Origin of the sequence: Romboutsia sp. 1001285H_161024_C4, from assembly GCF_015550185.1 — a bacterium.
Lineage (GTDB): Bacteria > Bacillota > Clostridia > Peptostreptococcales > Peptostreptococcaceae > Romboutsia_C > Romboutsia_C hominis.
This window is the reverse complement of sequence record NZ_JADNAJ010000006.1, coordinates 121,135-138,103: the sequence shown is the minus strand read 5'-3', so window position 1 is coordinate 138,103 and position 16,969 is coordinate 121,135. Positions and strand designations below refer to the sequence as shown.

The following is a 16,969-nucleotide window of genomic DNA, read 5'->3' as shown; positions in this document are numbered from 1 at the left end:
AGTTCTCTTTTTAGATATAAAATCTTATAGCTTATATAGTTTTTAGAAAAAATAATCAAAGTAAAAATCAAAAAGTTTATGTTACTATTTATTTTTTAAGAATGCTATAAGAAACATCATATTCAGAAGCAGGATAAAGTTCTATTTCAACACGAGGATTTTCTTTATCTATAAAATCAAATAATAATACAGGTTTTAACTGTTTATCATTTTTTATTATTCCACTTTTTTCTATTCCATCACATATACTTTTAGGATAGTTATGTAAATCGCCCATACGTTTATTAGGGAAATATAATTTTAAAATAGTTATTAAATCTTCTTCTATAGTTTCTCCATCATATTGTTGGTTTATATAACCTGCTATCATGTTTTCATAGGCTAAATATTTAGAGTGTTTACCTTTTGATGGCATCCATGCTTGACCATGGACGTTGTGAAGTTTAAAATTAGACTTACTTATTGGTCTACCTGGGATTGTTAATTTAATCAATTTATCACCATCCTTACATCTTAAATATTATAAAGCTAATAAAAAATTAATGGAAGGGAATTTTATGAATAAAGAAAAATTAAAAGAGTACTTTAAATCATTGGGCTTAGATACAGTAGGCATAACAGGAGTTAATGTAAACTATGAATTAGAAAAAAAATTAAAAGAAAGAATAGAAAAAGAACATATTACTGGAATGGAAGAACCTATTTTAGAAAACAGAATTAATCCTAAAAATATAATGAAAGATGCTAAATCTATAATAGTATGTGCCTTTCCATACCATATAGATAATGAAAAAGAGTCAAATTTATCTAGATACTGTAGAGGTTTAGATTATCATATAGTAGCGAAAGAATTATTACAGAAAGTATGCGATTATTTAGATGAGAATATCGAAGGATTTGAATATAAAATATTTGTAGATAATGGTCCATTAGTAGATAGAGAATTAGCTTATTTGTCTGGAATAGGGTATTTTGGAATAAATAATAATATAATAACAGATAAATATGGTTCTTATGTATTTATTGGTTATATTATAAATAATTATGAATTTTCTTTAGATAAGCCATTGGATAAAGAATGTATGAAATGTGGAAAATGTGTAAAATATTGTCCGGGAAATGCTCTTTTAGGAAATTATGATATGAACCCTAGAAAGTGTTTATCATATATAACTCAGAAGAAAGAAGAATTATCTTTAGAAGAAGTTAAAGCAATTAAAAATAGTGGGAAAATTTTTGGATGTGATATATGCCAAGAAGTATGTCCTCACAATAAAAATATAAAAGAAACTCATATAGAAGAATTTATGAAAGATTTAATATTAAATTTAGATTTTGAAGAAATTGATGAAATATCAAACAAAGAGTTTAAAAGGAGATATGGAAATAGAGCTTTTAGTTGGAGAGGCAAAAAAATAATAAAAAGAAATATAGAAATAATATTAGAAAAGTCTTAGTCTTTTAGATTAAGACTTTTTTTATAGATATATCTACGAAACTTTTACAAGCTATACAACATAAAATGTATAAAAGAGTTGAGGAGGTATACATATGTTAGTGTATAAAAACACATCAGAAATAGAACCTCTAGAAAGTATATTGGGGCAAGAAAGAGCTATTGAAGCTATGGAGATAGGTCTTAAAATAAACAACCCTGCGTATAATATATATTTAGCTGGAGAACCAGGAACAGGAAAAACTACTTATGCAATGAAAGCTCTTAAAAAATATTCATTAGAAAAAGATACACATAAGGATTGGTGTTATGTGTATAATTTTGAGCATCCAAGAGAGCCAATAGCTATAGGATTAAGAAAGGGATCTGGGAAAATATTTAAAAAAGATATAGAGAAATTAATTGAGACTTTATTAGATGAATTGATAGAAGCTTTTGAAAGTGAAGATTTTGAATTAAGCAAAAATCAACTTGTAGAAGAGTATGAAATAGAAAAAGATGCTTTGCTTAAGCAGATAAAGAAATATGGAGAAGAAAAAGGATTTAAGCTAAAAACTAGTAAAGTTGGAATGGTATTTATGCCAATAGAGGAAAATGGAGAAGAAGTAGATGATGATGAATTCTATAAATTAAAAAGAGAGTTAGAAAATATGGCAATACAAGTTGCATATAAAATAAGGGATTTAGAAGATGCAGCAAAAGATGCATTGCTTGACCTAGAAGAGGAAACTGCAAAGTATATTATTGATCCACATATAGATAACCTTAAAGAAAAGTATAAAGAGTATGAAAAGGTAAATTTATATCTAGATAATATGAGGAAAGATATATTAGAGTATGTTTATTTATTTTATATGAGTGAAGAAGAATTAAAAGATAAATATGATAAAGAACATTTTATAAAATATAAAGTAAATTTATTTGTAGACAATGGTGGAGATAAAGAAAACGAATCAGCACCAATAATCACAGAAATAAATCCTAGTGTATCTAATTTATTTGGAAAAGCAGAATATGATTATAATAATGGAAGTATAAAAACTGATTTTACAAAACTTATACCAGGGGCCATACATAAAGCTAATGGAGGATATCTAGTATTATACACAGATCAACTGCTTAGATATGGGTTATCTTGGGATATTCTAAAGAAAACGATTCAAACTAGAAAAATAAGTATAGATACGCAAACATCTATAACTCCAGAAAGCATACCTATAGATGTAAAGGTAATTCTTATAGGTGATAATTATATGTATAATCTTTTATATCATTATGATAAAGATTTTAGTAAGTATTTTAAGATATTAGTGGATTTTGATAATGAAATGGATGAAAGTGAAATTAATAGAGATGGAATAGCTAGATTTATAGCATTACAATGTGAAAAAAATAAATTAAAACATTTTACCTATGAAGCAGTAGAAGAAGTTATAAAGTTTTCTATAAGACTATCAGGTGATAGTTTTAAAATATCTACTCAGTTTAACAAAATACTAGAGATTATAATTGAAGGTGATGCTTATGCCACAATTAGAAATGCAGAGTTTGTAGATAAAGATGATGTAAAAAAAGCAATAAATGAAAGAAGGAAAAGACTTAGCAGGATAGAAAGTAAAATGGATGAATCCTTAGAAAATGGATTTACTTTAATAGAAACAGAGGGGTGTAGAGTAGGAGTTATAAATGGGCTCTCTGTACTAAATATGGGTGAATATTCATTTGGTAGACCATCTAGAATAACAGTAACTACTAGCCCTGGAAATAAAGGCATAGTAAATATAGAGAGAGAAGTAAACATGAGTGGTCCAATTCATAATAAAGGCGTATTAATATTAGGTGGATATCTATCTGAAAACTTTGCAACGGACTTTTTATTATCTCTAAATGCATATATATGCTTTGAACAAAACTATGGTGGAATAGATGGTGACAGTGCTACAGGAGCAGAATTATATGCACTTATATCTTCTATAAGTAAAATTCCTTTAAAGCAAAATATTGCAGTTACTGGTTCTATGAACCAAAAAGGGGAAATACAAGTTGTAGGAGGAATAACTGAAAAAGTAGAGGGATTTTATTATACTTGTAAGAAAAAAGGATTAAGTGGAGAACAAGGAGTTATAATACCTAAGAATAATAGAAGAAATTTAGTTTTATGTGATGAAGTTAGTGATGCTATAAGAGACAATAAATTTAAAATATACGAAGTAGAAAATGTAAAAGAAGCTATAGAGATTTTAACGGATATGAGTTTTGAAGATGTTAAGAAAAAAACAATAGAAAGGCTTAAAGAATTTAGCAATATAAATAAGAAGTTAAAAGACTAGTTTTATTATAAATTTCATGGGTAAGATATAAAAGGAAGTAAAATTATTTAAAATTTTACTTCCTTTTATAGAATATCAAAATACTACAGTATATAAAATTAACATATAGATTTAAATTTTATATAGAGATTAATAATTAAAATTTTACACATATATATAAAAATAATATAAATAATAAATAATATACAAGATAATGAGGGAGTCTAAGATGAAAAATATAAATAAGATATTAGATATATTAGAAGAAACTTATCCTGATGCTAAATGTGAATTAAATTATACTACGCCATTTGAACTTTTGATTGCTACAATACTATCAGCTCAATGTACAGATGTTAGAGTAAATAAGGTAACAGAAGAGATGTTTAAAAAATATAATACTCCAGAAGCTTTTGCTAAATTAAGCATAGAAGAAATTAGTGAAGAAATAAAAAGTTGTGGATTATACAAAAGCAAAGCTCAAAAAATAAAAGAAACATCAATTAAAATTTGTGAACTTTATAATGGACAAGTTCCAGATAGTCTAGATGAATTAATTAAGTTGCCTGGAGTGGGAAGAAAAACAGCTAATGTTGTACTTAGTAATGCTTTTGGACAAGATGCTTTAGCTATAGATACTCATGTATTTAGAGTTGCTAATAGAATAGGTATGGTAAATACGACAACTCCAGAAAAAACAGAATTTCCATTAATGAAAGTTATACCTAAGAAAAGATGGTCTCATTCTCATCATTTATTAATTTTTCATGGAAGAAGAATATGCAAGGCAAGAAAGCCAGAGTGTGAAATATGTCCTATACAAAAGTATTGTAAGTACTATAAAGAAAATAAATAGGACCTCTTGTTTTAAATACAAGAGGTTTTTATGTTTTTATGAAGAATTAAATTAGAAGACTGCATTATTGTTATAAACGTAATTTCTGTTATAATATAATTTAGAATATTAGAGTTTTAAGTGATAAGGCATAATAAAATTGAACGTACTTTAATATAGGTAAGTATAGTTGTTATTTAAATAAGTAAGGAGGGAAAATATGTCATTAAATATAGTTTTAGTAGAGCCAGAGATACCTCAAAATACTGGAAACATAATAAGAACATGTGCAGCAACAGGCACAAACTTACACTTAGTTAAACCTTTAGGATTTTCTCTAGAAGATAAGTATTTAAAAAGAAGCGGACTTGACTATTGGGATATAGCCAATATAAAGTATTATGATAGCTTTGAAGAAGTTGTAGAAAAAAACCCTGAAGGTAAGTTTTTCTTCGCAACTACTAAAGTCAATCAAGCTCACTCAGATGTTGATTATGTAGATAATTCATTTATAGTTTTTGGAAAAGAAACAAAAGGATTACCAAAAGAATTAATAGAAGCTAACTTAGAAACATGTATAAGAATACCAATGTTAGACATTGAGAAAGCAAGGTCGTTAAATTTATCTAACTCAGTTGCTATAGTTGTTTATGAAGCATTAAGACAATTAGATTATCCAAAAATGAGATAATAAACTAACCTTACTATAAAGTAATAAGGGGGAAGTACATGAAAGATATAAAAATAATATGTGATAGTTTATCAGATATACCTAATGAATTAATAGAAAAATATGATATAGAAGTAGTACCATTAACTGTAATCTTAAATGAAAAAGAATATAAAGATGGTGTAGATATATCAAATGATGAATTTTATAAAACTCTTAGGGAAGAGAATGTATATCCAAAAACATCTCAAGCTACATATGCTCAATTTAAAGAAGTATTTGAAAAATACGTTAATCAAGGAAAAAGAGTACTATATATAGCAGGTTCATCAGTTGCAACAGGAACTTATCAAAGTGCTGTTATGGCTAAAAATGATACAGATGGAGAAATATATACATATGATTCTCAAGCATTTTCTTATGTTATAGGAATATTAGTAGTTGAAGCTGCAAGAATGGCATCAGAAGGATATGATATAGATGAGATAATGAAAGCCATAGAAGAGTTAAGAGATAAGACTTATGTTTTATTCTCAGTAGATACGTTAGAATATCTACAAAAAGGTGGAAGAATATCTTCAACTAAAGCGGCTATAGGAAGTATATTAAATATTAAGCCAATATTAGATATAAAAAATGGTTTAGTTGCTCCAGTTTGCCAAGTTAGAGGCAAAAAGAATGTCATATCTAAGATGATAGAATTAGTAAAAGATAATTGTGGAGAAAATCTACAAGACCAAACAATATGTATTGGATACAGTGATGATTTTAAAGAAAGAGAAAGATTAACTGAAGCTGTTAAAGCTGAATTTAATCCAAAAGATATACTATATTTCCAAATAGGATCTTGTGTTGGTTCTCATGCAGGTCCAGGATTAACTGGAATAGTATGCATTAAAAATAAATAGTGTAACATAAAAAAGAGTCTTAAGCTTAAGACTCTTTTTTTATTTTTCTACTTATAATGACTTAATAAAATAAAATGGCTTAAAACTAATAGTTTGAAATTAAATAATAATATTTTCTGTAAAGTGATATATAAATTATATTTTACATATATATTTAATTAATAAATGAATTATTATGTTTAAAATAAGTCTTAAACACAAATTTTTAAGAAAAATAATATAATTTGCCATAAAAATAAATTTTTATGTAGAAAAAGTTTTTAAAATAGTGTACAATATAAATAAATAGTACACTATATTTAAAATTGGGAGGAAATACATGAAACTTAAAAAGTTATTAACTTTAGGGTTAACTGTAGTTATGAGTGCTAGTATGTTAGTTGGATGCTCATCTAGCAAGAATGCAGACTCTTCAGAGGCTGCTGAGGGGAATGAAAAAGTAATTAGAGTAGGTATGGTTACTGATGTTGGTGGAGTAAACGATGAATCATTCAACCAATCTGCATGGGCAGGCCTTGAGAAAGCTAAGAAAGAGTACGGAGATAAAATAGAAGTTAAGTACTTAGAATCTAAGCAAGATGCTGACTATGTTCCAAATATAGAAACATTTGTAGATCAAGATATGGATTTAATAATAGGTGTAGGATTTAAATTAGCAGATGCTATAAAAGAAGCAGCTGAGCATTATCCAGAAAATCAATTTGCTCTTATAGATGCTGCTTATCCAAAACAACCAAAAAATGTTACATCATTATTATTTGAAGATAACGTATCAGCTTATTTAACAGGATTAATAGCTGGTAAAATGACTGAAACTAATAAAGTTGGTTTCATAGGTGGTGTAGAAGGAGAAGTTATAGATAGATTTGATTACGGATATAGAGCAGGTGTTAAAGCTGCTAACCCAGATGCAAAAGTAGTAGTTCAATATGCAAACAGCTTTACTGATTCAGCATTAGGAAAGTCTATAGCTAATCAAATGCACAAAGATAATGTAGATATCATATTCTCTGCTGCAGGTGCTGCAGGTATAGGAGCTATAGAAGCAGCTAAAGAAAATAATAAAAAAGCTATAGGTGTTGACCAAGACCAAAACAAGTTAGCTCCAAACAATGTAATAACTTCAGCTATGAAGAATATAGATGTTGCAGTATTTAACTTAGTTAAGTCTATGATGGATGGAACTTATAAAGGTGGACAAGTTATAGTAAACACACTAGACATGGATGGAGTTGGAATAGCTCCAACTAGTGATAAGAATGTTCCACCAGATGTTTTAGAATATGTTCAAAAAGAAGCAGAAAAAATAAAATCTGGTGAAATAAAAGTTCCACAAAATGAAAAAGAATATAAAGAATTAAATAAATAACATTAAAGGCTATCCTGTAAGAATAGGATAGCCTTTAATATTTAAAAATAAATTATATATAAATTGGAAAGAATAAAACTATGTAATAAATCGTATTTTCCATACAATTAGATAAATATGATGTATAAATAAGTTTTAATTTATATATAATGTACAACAAAAAGCGATAAAAAATGACTTTTTTATCAAAAATAGTTAAAATAGTTTGTTATATATACGATATTTTAGTATAATAAAAATACTAGAAATTTAAATTAAGGAGGGTAAGAAAGAGCGATGAATAATAGTAATGTTAACTACAGTCAAAAAGTTGTAGAAATGAAAAATGTAACAAAAAAATTCGGAAACTTTGTCGCAAATGATAATATAAATTTGACTGTACATAAAGGGGAAGTACATGCTCTTTTAGGTGAAAATGGAGCGGGTAAATCTACTTTAATGAACATATTATATGGATTATACCAACCAACATCAGGAGAAATATACATAAATGGTAAATTAGTTGAAATGGATAATCCAAATGTTGCTATAGCAAATGGTATAGGGATGGTTCATCAACATTTCATGTTAGTACAACCATTTACAGTAGCTCAGAACATAATATTAGGTACTGAGCCTACAAAAGGACTTGGAGCTGTAGATATAAACAAGGCTATTGATGATGTAAAAGCTATATCTGAAAAATATGGTCTATATGTTGATCCAAATGCAAAGATAGAAGATATATCAGTTGGTATGCAACAAAGAGTAGAAATACTAAAAGCATTATATAGAGGGGCAGAAATATTAATACTAGATGAACCAACAGCAGTTTTAACGCCACAAGAAATACAAGAACTTATACAAATAATAAGAAACTTAACAAAAGAAGGTAAGTCAGTAATAATAATAACTCATAAATTAAAAGAGATAAAAGCAGCTGCAGACCACTGTACAATAATTAGAAGAGGTAAATATATAGATACAGTAAAAGTATCAGATGTTACAGAAGATGATTTAGCAGCTATGATGGTTGGTAGAGAAGTTAACTTTAAAGTAGACAAAAAGGAAGCTAAGCCAAGTAATGTTGTTTTAGAGATAAATAACTTAACTGTTAAAGACAATAGAAAAATATCAGTAGTAGATGAATTATCATTAGAAGTAAAAGCTGGTGAAATATTAGGGATAGCTGGTATAGATGGAAATGGGCAATCAGAATTAGTTGAGGCTTTAACAGGCCTTAGAAAAGCTGAATCTGGAAGTATAAAAATAAATGGAAAAGAATTATTAAATAAAAATCCAAAAGAAATGTTTAACAATGGTATTAAAAATATACCAGAAGATAGACATAAGAGAGGATTAATACTAGACTTCACAGTAGCAGAAAATACAGTTTTACAAAACTATAAAGATAAGAGATTCTCTAAAAATGGAATATTAAATAAAGCTGCAATAGAAAAATATGCAGATGAAATAATAGAAAGATTTGACGTAAGACCTACAGATCATACTGTTAAATCAAGAGCTTTATCTGGAGGTAACCAACAAAAGGTTATAATAGGTAGAGAGGTTGACAATATAGAGGTAGCAAGAGCCACTACTAAAGAGGCACAATTATTAATAGCAACTCAACCAACAAGAGGATTAGATGTTGGAGCTATAGAGTTCGTTCATCAAGCATTAGTTAAACAAAGAGATGAAGGAAATGCAGTACTATTAGTATCATTAGAACTAGATGAAGTTATGAATGTATCAGACAGAATAGCTGTAATATATGAAGGAAAAATAGTTGGAATCGTCGATGCAAAAGATGCAGATGAAAATACATTAGGATTAATGATGGCTGGAGGTGAAGATAATGAATAGTAAGGTAAATAAGAAAAAACTATCTTTAGCTGATAATACTATTTTATTTTCTATTATCTCGATAGTTTTAGGACTATTAGTAGGAGCAATAGCATTAATAATAGCAGGGTTTAATCCAATAGAAGCTTATTCAGCTATGATAGATGGTGTATTTGGAAAACCAAAGTTTATAGCTTGGGCTATAATAAGATCAACGCCACTTATATTAACAGGTCTATCTATTGCATTTGCATTTAGAACAGGACTATTCAACATAGGAGCTGAAGGGCAATTTATAGTAGGTTCTTTAGTAGCAACTATCGTAGGAGCTGGGGTACAATTACCAGCAATAATACACGTACCACTTACTCTTTTAGCAGCAGCATTGGCTGGAGCTGTTTGGGGGGGATTTGCTGGTTGGTTAAAATCTAAGTTTGGAATAAATGAAGTTATATCAACTATAATGCTTAACTGGATAGCATTTTACTTAAGTAACTATATGATAAAAAATACTTGGTTAGCTAGACCAAACAGTGAAGCATCAATTAGTATACATGACTCGGCTAGCATAGGTATAAGTTGGTTAAATGGATTAGTAGGACCAGCTACTAAAGTTAACTGGGGTATAGTTATATCAATAATACTTGTTTTAATAATAGCATTCATATTATTTAAAACTACTTTAGGTTTTGAATTAAGAGGAGTTGGATACAACAAATTTGGTGCTGAATATGCAGGTATAAATGTTAACTCAGCAATATTAAAATCAATGGCAATAGCAGGTTTACTTGCTGGTATAGCTGGAGCTATACAAGTTATGGGTGTATCAAATAACATAACAATATTAGCAGCTCAAGAAGGTTATGGATTTGATGGTATAGCAGTTGCTTTAATTGCAAATAGTAATCCAATTGGAGTTATATTCTCAGGATTATTATTCGGAGGGCTTAAGTATGGATCAACTAAGATGCAAGCTATAGGGGCTCCTTCAGAAGTAGTAAATATAGTTATAGGATCTATAGTATTCTTTATAGCATTAAGTAGTGTATTAAGAAACTTATATATAAAAATGAGAGATAAAAAAAATAAAGGGGGAATTGCATAATGGAAGATTTAGCTTTAATCATTAGTACCACTTTAATGTACTCTACGCCCCTTATATTTGCAGCATTAGGTGGAGTATTTTCAGAGAATTCAGGTATAGTTAATATAGGACTAGAAGGAATGATGACAATAGGAGCATTCTCAGCAGCAGCAGCAGGTGTTCTTATAGGAAATCCTTGGATAGCATTTTTAATTGGTGGATTAGCAGGTGGACTATTTGCTTTAATACATGCATTTGCAACAATAACTTGTAATGCAGACCACACAATATCAGGGGTTGCAATAAACTTATTAGCTCCTGGGGTAGCATTATTTACATCTAAGATAATGTTTGATGGTGCAACAATGACACCAACAATACCAATGGAAAATAAAATACCAAGACCTTTACATGGTTTATTTGAAACAGGAAGTATATTAGATACAATATTTAATTCATATGCAACAGTATTTTTAGCATTTATATTAGTTGTAGTAGTTTATTATGTACTATATAAAACTAAATTTGGTTTAAGAGTTAGAGCAGTTGGAGAACATCCAGGTGCAGCAGATACATTAGGTATAAGTGTTGCTAAAACAAGATATGCAGCAGTTATAATATCTGGTATATTAGCAGGTTTAGGGGGAGCATCAATGAGTTTAGCTGTTGTTTCTTCATTCAGACCTACATTAATATCAGGTCAAGGATATATAGCATTAGCAGCAGTTATATTTGGTAAGTGGAGACCTCAATGGGCAATGGTAGCTTGTCTATTATTTGGATTCTCTACAGCATTATCAGTATTCTTTGGTAATCCGTCATTACCATTTAGCATAAATGAAAACTTATTATCTATGATACCATATGTTGTAACATTAATAGTTTTAGTTATCTTCGTTAAGAGTTCTAAAGCACCAGCAGCACTTGGTAACCCTTATAAAAAAGGTGAAAGATAATCAAAAAAATGATAGCTTAAAGCTATCATTTTTTTTTAAAAATTAATATAATATGAATTAAAAATATAAAAACACATATAATAAAATCTATAAGATATATTGATATAAACAACTATCTTGAAATAATTATCTAGGTTCCTCTTAAATCAAGAAAGGATCACAAGTTAGGTATGAAGACAATAAAAGTGAGTTTATTATCAGAAGAAAAACTTTATGCTAAAAATATTTTTTCTAAAAGCAAGAATATATCAGAGGATAATGAAATTGTAGAAATTGAACTTGATATTAATGAGAATAACAAATCTACTATAAATGGGATATCTAGTATAGTAATGAAAATTATAAGAGATAAAATATTAAAAGACCATATAGATAAGGAATATAGTAATATTTATCCAGATGAAAAAGATGAAATATATATATATTCTTTAGAAATATTAAAAAATAAGGAACCATTTATAGAAGAATCCATACGGCAAAAGCTGCTAGATTATATAAGGACAAATGACTACATAAATTTAGATGGATTTGTTAATTTTAGGATGAAAAATTTTAAAAAATACATATTAGCTGTGACAGATAGGGCAGTAGAAGAATACATAATTAAAAAGGACCAAGATGAATTTATAAAGGTTCTTAAATATTTTATAGAAATTCAAGATGATAAAATTGACTTAGTGAAAGTGCATATAAAAGACGAAGATACTTTTCTTATATATGATAAAAATGGCAATAGAATAAATGAAATGAATAATGAAGATATTGTAAATATGGTTATAGAAGAAAACTTAAATTCAGAAGATTTTTTAATAAGCACTTTACTAAGTTTATGCCCTAAGAAAATAGAAATACTAGATACATTAAAAAATAATATATCTAAAGAAATGATAAATACCATAAAATCTATATTTGGAGATAAGGTTAGTATAGTATATCAAAATTAAAGAATATAGATAATTCTTCTTAACTAATGTAAGTTATGTTAATATTATACAATAATTAGATAGCTTTATTTATTAAATAAAAAAGCTTATAATTATGTAAGATATGGACAGAATTAATATTAGTAAGGAGATTGCAAAATGGATAATTTATTAAAAGTTTTAATACTTGCGATTATAGGGGGCGTAATAGGATATATTACTAATATAATAGCAATAAAGTTAATATTTAGGCCTATTAATCCAATAAAAATACCTATAATTAATACAGAAATAATCGGTATAATACCAAAAAGAAGAAGTGAAATAGCAACTAATATAGGTGAGATTATACAAGATGAATTTTTATCTATTGATGAAATACTTAATCAAGTTATTACAGATGAAGATAAGAATAAAATAGCAGAGTATATACAAATTAAAATAAAAAGTATATTAAATGAAAAAATGTCATTTGCACCAAGTTCAATAAAAAATCTTATACAATCTTATGTATCAGATATGATAGAAGAAGAAATAAAAAATAGTATAGATGATTTAAGTAGTGAAATGATAAATAAGGCTAGTAAAAGAATAAATATCCAGCAAATGATAGAAGATAAGATTAATGAACTTGACTTATATGAATTAGAAGAAATAATTCTTAAAGTTGCTAAAAATGAATTAAAGCATATAGAGATCTTAGGATTTGTATTAGGTTTTGCAATAGGAATAGTGCAAGGAATAATAATAGTAATTCTATAATATTATGGTTGATAGAACTATTACTATCTGATATAATGATACTAACTTAATAGAAATTGCGATGAAAAGGACAAGTAAAATAGAAACAATTTCCAGAGAAGATGAGTCACCGGCTGAAAGCTCGTCTAAATATGTCTATTTGAAAACTACCTTGGAGCAGAATTTAGTAGCATATGTGAAAGTATTCGGTTGACTACCTTATAGTCGTCTTAAGAGGGTGTATTATATACATCAACTTGGGTGGAACCGCGAATTTATACTCGTCCCAAATATATATATTTGGGTCGAGTTTTTTTAATTTCATGAAATAATAAAAATGATTTAGGTAATTATATTTAGATATCAGTATATCTAAATTAATAGGAAATAAATTAAAAAAATAATAGAGGAGGTAACAAAAATGGTTAAAGTAACTTTAAAAGATGGTTCAGTAAAAGAATTTGAACAAGGTATCTCTATCATGGATGTAGCAAAATCTATAAGTGAAGGCTTAGCTAGAGCTATAGTAGCAGCATCTGTAAATGGAGAAGTAGTAGGTTTAGACTATAAAATAAATGAAGATTGTGAATTAAACTTATTTAAATTTGATGATGTAGAAGGAAAAGATGTATTTAGACATACATCAGCTCATATGTTAGCTCAAGCTATAAAGAGATTATATCCAGAAGCTAAGCTTGCAATAGGACCAAGTATAGAAAATGGATTCTACTATGATATAGACTTAGAGCATAGATTATCAGCTGAAGATTTAGAAAAAATAGAGAAAGAAATGAAGAAAATAGCTAAAGAAGATTTAGCTATAGAAAGATTTGAATTACCAAGAGAAGAAGCTTTAGCTTGGGCTAAAGAAAATGGTGAAGATTATAAAGTAGAGCTTATATCAGAGTTACCAGAAGGGGAAGTAATATCTTTCTATAAGCAAGGGGACTTTACTGATTTATGTAGAGGGCCACATTTACCATCAACTAAGAAGGTAAAATCAGTTAAGTTATTAAATGTAACAGGAGCTTACTGGCGTGGAGATGAAAAGAACAAAATGCTTCAAAGAGTATACGGGATATCTTTCGAAAAGAATAAAGATTTAGAAGAATACCTACACATGTTAGAAGAAGCTAAAAAGAGAGACCATAGAAAATTAGGTAAAGAATTAGAATTATTCTTCATACCAGAAGAAGGTCCAGGATTCCCATTATTCCTACCAAAAGGTATGGAACTTAAAAATGCATTATTAAACTTCTGGAGAGAAGTTCATAGAAAAGATAACTATGTAGAAATAGAAACTCCAATAATATTAAACAGACAATTATGGGAAACTTCAGGTCACTGGTTCCACTACAAAGAAAATATGTATACTGTGGGTATAGATGAGCAAGATTTCGCTATAAAACCAATGAACTGTCCGGGAGGAATGTTATTCTACAACTTCAAGCCACATTCATACAGAGATTTCCCTATGAGAGTTGCTGAATTAGGTAGAGTTCATAGACATGAATTATCTGGAGCATTACATGGACTTATGAGAGTTAGAGCATTTACTCAAGATGATGCACATATATTCATGTTACCAGAACAAATAAAAGATGAAATAAAAGGTGTAGTTTCATTAATAGATAGTGTTTATAAGGTATTTGGATTCGAATATCATATGGAGTTATCTACTAGACCAGAATCTTCTATAGGAACTGATGAAGAGTGGGAAGTAGCTGAAAATGGATTAAGAGAAGCTTTAGAAGAGTTAAATTTACCATATAAGTTAAATCCAGGAGATGGAGCATTCTACGGACCTAAGATAGACTTCCACTTAAGAGATTGTTTAGGAAGAACTTGGCAATGTGGAACAATACAATTAGATATGCAATTACCTCAAAGATTTGATATAACTTATATAGGTCAAGATGGTGAAAAGCATAGACCAGTAATGATACACAGAGTTGCATTCGGAAGTATAGAAAGATTTATAGGTATATTAATAGAGCACTATGCTGGTAAATTCCCAGTTTGGTTAGCTCCAACTCAAGTTAAGATATTACCTATATCAGATAAATACAATGATTATGCTAAGGAAGTTAAAAAAGCTTTATTTGACAAAGGTATAAGAGTTGAAATAGATGATAGAGCAGAAAAAACAGGATTCAAGATAAGAGAAGCTCAGCTTCAAAAAGTACCTTACATGTTAATAGTAGGAGAAAAAGAAGAAGCTGATAAGAAAGTATCTGTTAGATCAAGAGATAATGGAGAAATAGGAAGCTTAGACTTAAATGAATTCTTAGAAACTATATTAAAAGAAATAGAAGAAAGAACTAATATAGAGTTAGCCTAATAAAGAAAAAGGGTATTAATAAAATTTTATTAATACCCTTTTTTGATTAATTTATAAATTGTTTAGTTATCAAAGACTTTAATTCTTCATGAGTCATAGTTTCATTATCAAATAAATGTTTAGAAACTACATGTAGATCATTTATATTATCCTTTAAAAGACTTAAAGTTTCATTGTAACAATTTTGGACAATATCATTGGCTTCTTTTTGAACTTGTTCAGACATAAATGTTTTTACATTTCCATCTATAGTCATAAATCCTAAGTTACTCATACCATACTCACAAACCATTTGATTTGCTATATCTGTTACCTTTTTTAAGTCATCTTTTGCGCCTGTTGATTTATGATTAAAAATTATTTCTTCAGATGCTTTACCTGCTAATAAAATTTTCATTTTACCAATTAATTCTTCTTTTGTGTAGATATATCTATCTTCATCAGGTAATTGGAGAACATACCCTAATGCTTGTCCTCTAGGTATTATTGATATTTTTTGTATAGGACAAATTCCAAGTATATTGCTAACAATAGCATGTCCTGCCTCATGATAAGATACTATTTGTTTTTCTTTTTCTATTAACTTAGAGTTTTTAGATTCAAGTCCTGCAATAACTCTCTCAAGTGCTTTATCAAAGTGATCAGTTGTTATAACATCACTATTATCTCTAACTGCAAATATAGCAGCTTCATTAGCTATATTTGAAAGATGAGCACCGTTAAATCCATGAGTTTTCTTAGCAAGTAATTCCAAATCTACAGATGGATCAAGAGGTTTATTGTTTGTATGAACTTTTAAAATTTCACATCTAGTATGATAGTTAGGAGAACCTATGTGTATATGTCTGTCAAATCTTCCGGGTCTAAGGAGAGCTTCATCTAAAAGATCAAGTCTATTAGTAGCTCCTATTATTATGACATTTGAGTCTTTAGTGAATCCATCCATTTCAACTAATAATTGATTTAGTGTTTGATCTTTTTCGTTATTACTTTCAAGATGTCTTTTTGCTCCAATAGCATCTATTTCATCTATAAAAATGATGCTAGGAGATTCTTTTCTAGCTTTTTCAAAAAGTGTTCTTACACGCTTAGCACCTACACCAACGTATTTTTCAACAAACTCAGAACCAGTAACATTGAAAAAAGATGAATTTGTCTCACCAGCTACAGCGGATGCAAGTAATGTTTTACCTGTACCAGGAGGTCCATAAAATAATACTCCTTTTGGTATTTTAGCACCCATTTTTTTGTACTTATCAGGAGACTTCATAAAATCTACTATTTCAAACAACTCTTCTTTTACTTCATCTAAACCAGCTACATCACAAAATGTAGTTTTAGGTTTAGTAGAAGCCGAGTCTTCCTTAGGAGATTCTTTCTCAAGTTTAGTTTGAGCAAATACAGGTACTGGTTTGTTAATCTTTTTAAAGAAATTGTCTAACATTTTCATAGTCATACACCTCAGATAAAAAATTGTTTATTGGTTTTATAATTTCTAACAAACCAAAAACCATCGAAAAATCATTTGTTTATATTTAAGTATAACCAAAACT

General features: G+C 28.4%; 14 protein-coding genes and 1 other annotated feature. Of the genes, 12 read left to right on the top strand and 2 right to left on the bottom strand.

Annotated elements, in window-relative coordinates; all coding sequences use genetic code 11:
• Positions 1–88: 88 nt before the first annotated feature.
• Positions 89–493 (bottom strand): RusA family crossover junction endodeoxyribonuclease, encoded by a 405-nt coding sequence (locus I1959_RS11355; RefSeq protein WP_092923441.1) that lies wholly within the window; start codon positions 491–493, stop codon positions 89–91.
• A gap of 64 nt (positions 494–557) precedes the next feature.
• Here I1959_RS11355 and queG point away from each other — a divergent pair, with 64 nt between their 5' ends.
• The 12 genes from queG (at position 558) to thrS (ending at position 15,416) form a co-directional block, all read left to right on the top strand.
• Positions 558–1,457 carry a tRNA epoxyqueuosine(34) reductase QueG gene (gene queG, locus I1959_RS11350; protein ID WP_166506028.1) on the top strand — a complete coding sequence of 300 codons (900 nt, stop codon included), beginning with the start codon at positions 558–560 and terminating at the stop codon, positions 1,455–1,457.
• 94 nt (positions 1,458–1,551) lie between these two features.
• On the top strand, positions 1,552–3,786 hold the full coding sequence (locus tag I1959_RS11345) for a Lon protease family protein (protein WP_166506027.1): 2,235 nt from the start codon (positions 1,552–1,554) through the stop codon (positions 3,784–3,786).
• Between the two features lie 208 nt (positions 3,787–3,994).
• A complete protein-coding gene (gene nth / locus I1959_RS11340) occupies positions 3,995–4,621 on the top strand; it encodes an endonuclease III (RefSeq protein ID WP_092923450.1) in 627 nt (208 codons plus the stop codon).
• Positions 4,622–4,820: 199 nt separating this feature from the next.
• Complete coding sequence (gene trmL / locus I1959_RS11335; protein WP_092923453.1) at positions 4,821–5,291, top strand: tRNA (uridine(34)/cytosine(34)/5-carboxymethylaminomethyluridine(34)-2'-O)-methyltransferase TrmL; 471 nt, start codon at positions 4,821–4,823, stop codon at positions 5,289–5,291.
• 38 nt (positions 5,292–5,329) lie between these two features.
• Positions 5,330–6,178 (top strand): DegV family protein, encoded by an 849-nt coding sequence (locus tag I1959_RS11330; RefSeq protein ID WP_092923456.1) that lies wholly within the window; start codon positions 5,330–5,332, stop codon positions 6,176–6,178.
• 319 nt (positions 6,179–6,497) lie between these two features.
• Entirely contained in the window at positions 6,498–7,547 is a 1,050-nt protein-coding gene (locus I1959_RS11325) for a BMP family lipoprotein (RefSeq protein WP_166506026.1), read from the top strand.
• Between the two features lie 276 nt (positions 7,548–7,823).
• Positions 7,824–9,392: an ABC transporter ATP-binding protein gene (locus I1959_RS11320; protein WP_092923462.1), complete on the top strand. Its 1,569-nt coding sequence runs from the start codon at positions 7,824–7,826 to the stop codon at positions 9,390–9,392.
• Complete coding sequence (locus tag I1959_RS11315) at positions 9,385–10,476, top strand: ABC transporter permease (protein WP_195238329.1); 1,092 nt, start codon at positions 9,385–9,387, stop codon at positions 10,474–10,476. Before I1959_RS11320 ends, I1959_RS11315 begins: the two co-directional genes overlap by 8 nt.
• Entirely contained in the window at positions 10,476–11,411 is a 936-nt protein-coding gene (locus I1959_RS11310; RefSeq protein ID WP_195238327.1) for an ABC transporter permease, read from the top strand. Before I1959_RS11315 ends, I1959_RS11310 begins: the two co-directional genes overlap by 1 nt.
• A 170-nt stretch (positions 11,412–11,581) precedes the next feature.
• A complete protein-coding gene (locus tag I1959_RS11305; protein WP_092923471.1) occupies positions 11,582–12,355 on the top strand; it encodes a putative sporulation protein YtxC in 774 nt (257 codons plus the stop codon).
• Positions 12,356–12,493: 138 nt separating this feature from the next.
• Positions 12,494–13,096 carry a DUF445 domain-containing protein gene (locus tag I1959_RS11300; protein ID WP_195238325.1) on the top strand — a complete coding sequence of 201 codons (603 nt, stop codon included), beginning with the start codon at positions 12,494–12,496 and terminating at the stop codon, positions 13,094–13,096.
• Positions 13,097–13,148: 52 nt separating this feature from the next.
• Positions 13,149–13,367 (top strand) — a binding site (T-box leader).
• Between the two features lie 129 nt (positions 13,368–13,496).
• Positions 13,497–15,416 carry a threonine--tRNA ligase gene (gene thrS, locus I1959_RS11295; RefSeq protein ID WP_092923477.1) on the top strand — a complete coding sequence of 640 codons (1,920 nt, stop codon included), beginning with the start codon at positions 13,497–13,499 and terminating at the stop codon, positions 15,414–15,416.
• A 46-nt stretch (positions 15,417–15,462) separates the two neighbouring features.
• Here thrS and I1959_RS11290 read toward each other — a convergent pair whose 3' ends face one another.
• Positions 15,463–16,866 (bottom strand): ATP-dependent metallopeptidase FtsH/Yme1/Tma family protein, encoded by a 1,404-nt coding sequence (locus tag I1959_RS11290; protein WP_166506025.1) that lies wholly within the window; start codon positions 16,864–16,866, stop codon positions 15,463–15,465.
• Positions 16,867–16,969: the final 103 nt, after the last annotated feature.

Bases quoted from the DNA above. Each gene is read 5' to 3' on its own strand.
- trmL (WP_092923453.1), top strand. From the start codon at position 4,821: ATGTCATTAAATATAGTTTTAGTAGAGCCAGAGATACCTCAAAATACT.
- I1959_RS11330 (WP_092923456.1), top strand. From the start codon at position 5,330: ATGAAAGATATAAAAATAATATGTGATAGTTTATCAGATATACCTAAT.
- I1959_RS11315 (WP_195238329.1), top strand. From the start codon at position 9,385: ATGAATAGTAAGGTAAATAAGAAAAAACTATCTTTAGCTGATAATACT.
- I1959_RS11305 (WP_092923471.1), top strand. From the start codon at position 11,582: ATGAAGACAATAAAAGTGAGTTTATTATCAGAAGAAAAACTTTATGCT.
- nth (WP_092923450.1), top strand. From the start codon at position 3,995: ATGAAAAATATAAATAAGATATTAGATATATTAGAAGAAACTTATCCT.
- I1959_RS11290 (WP_166506025.1), bottom strand. From the start codon at position 16,866: ATGAAAATGTTAGACAATTTCTTTAAAAAGATTAACAAACCAGTACCT.
- I1959_RS11310 (WP_195238327.1), top strand. From the start codon at position 10,476: ATGGAAGATTTAGCTTTAATCATTAGTACCACTTTAATGTACTCTACG.
- I1959_RS11345 (WP_166506027.1), top strand. From the start codon at position 1,552: ATGTTAGTGTATAAAAACACATCAGAAATAGAACCTCTAGAAAGTATA.
- I1959_RS11320 (WP_092923462.1), top strand. From the start codon at position 7,824: ATGAATAATAGTAATGTTAACTACAGTCAAAAAGTTGTAGAAATGAAA.
- queG (WP_166506028.1), top strand. From the start codon at position 558: ATGAATAAAGAAAAATTAAAAGAGTACTTTAAATCATTGGGCTTAGAT.
- I1959_RS11300 (WP_195238325.1), top strand. From the start codon at position 12,494: ATGGATAATTTATTAAAAGTTTTAATACTTGCGATTATAGGGGGCGTA.
- thrS (WP_092923477.1), top strand. From the start codon at position 13,497: ATGGTTAAAGTAACTTTAAAAGATGGTTCAGTAAAAGAATTTGAACAA.
- I1959_RS11325 (WP_166506026.1), top strand. From the start codon at position 6,498: ATGAAACTTAAAAAGTTATTAACTTTAGGGTTAACTGTAGTTATGAGT.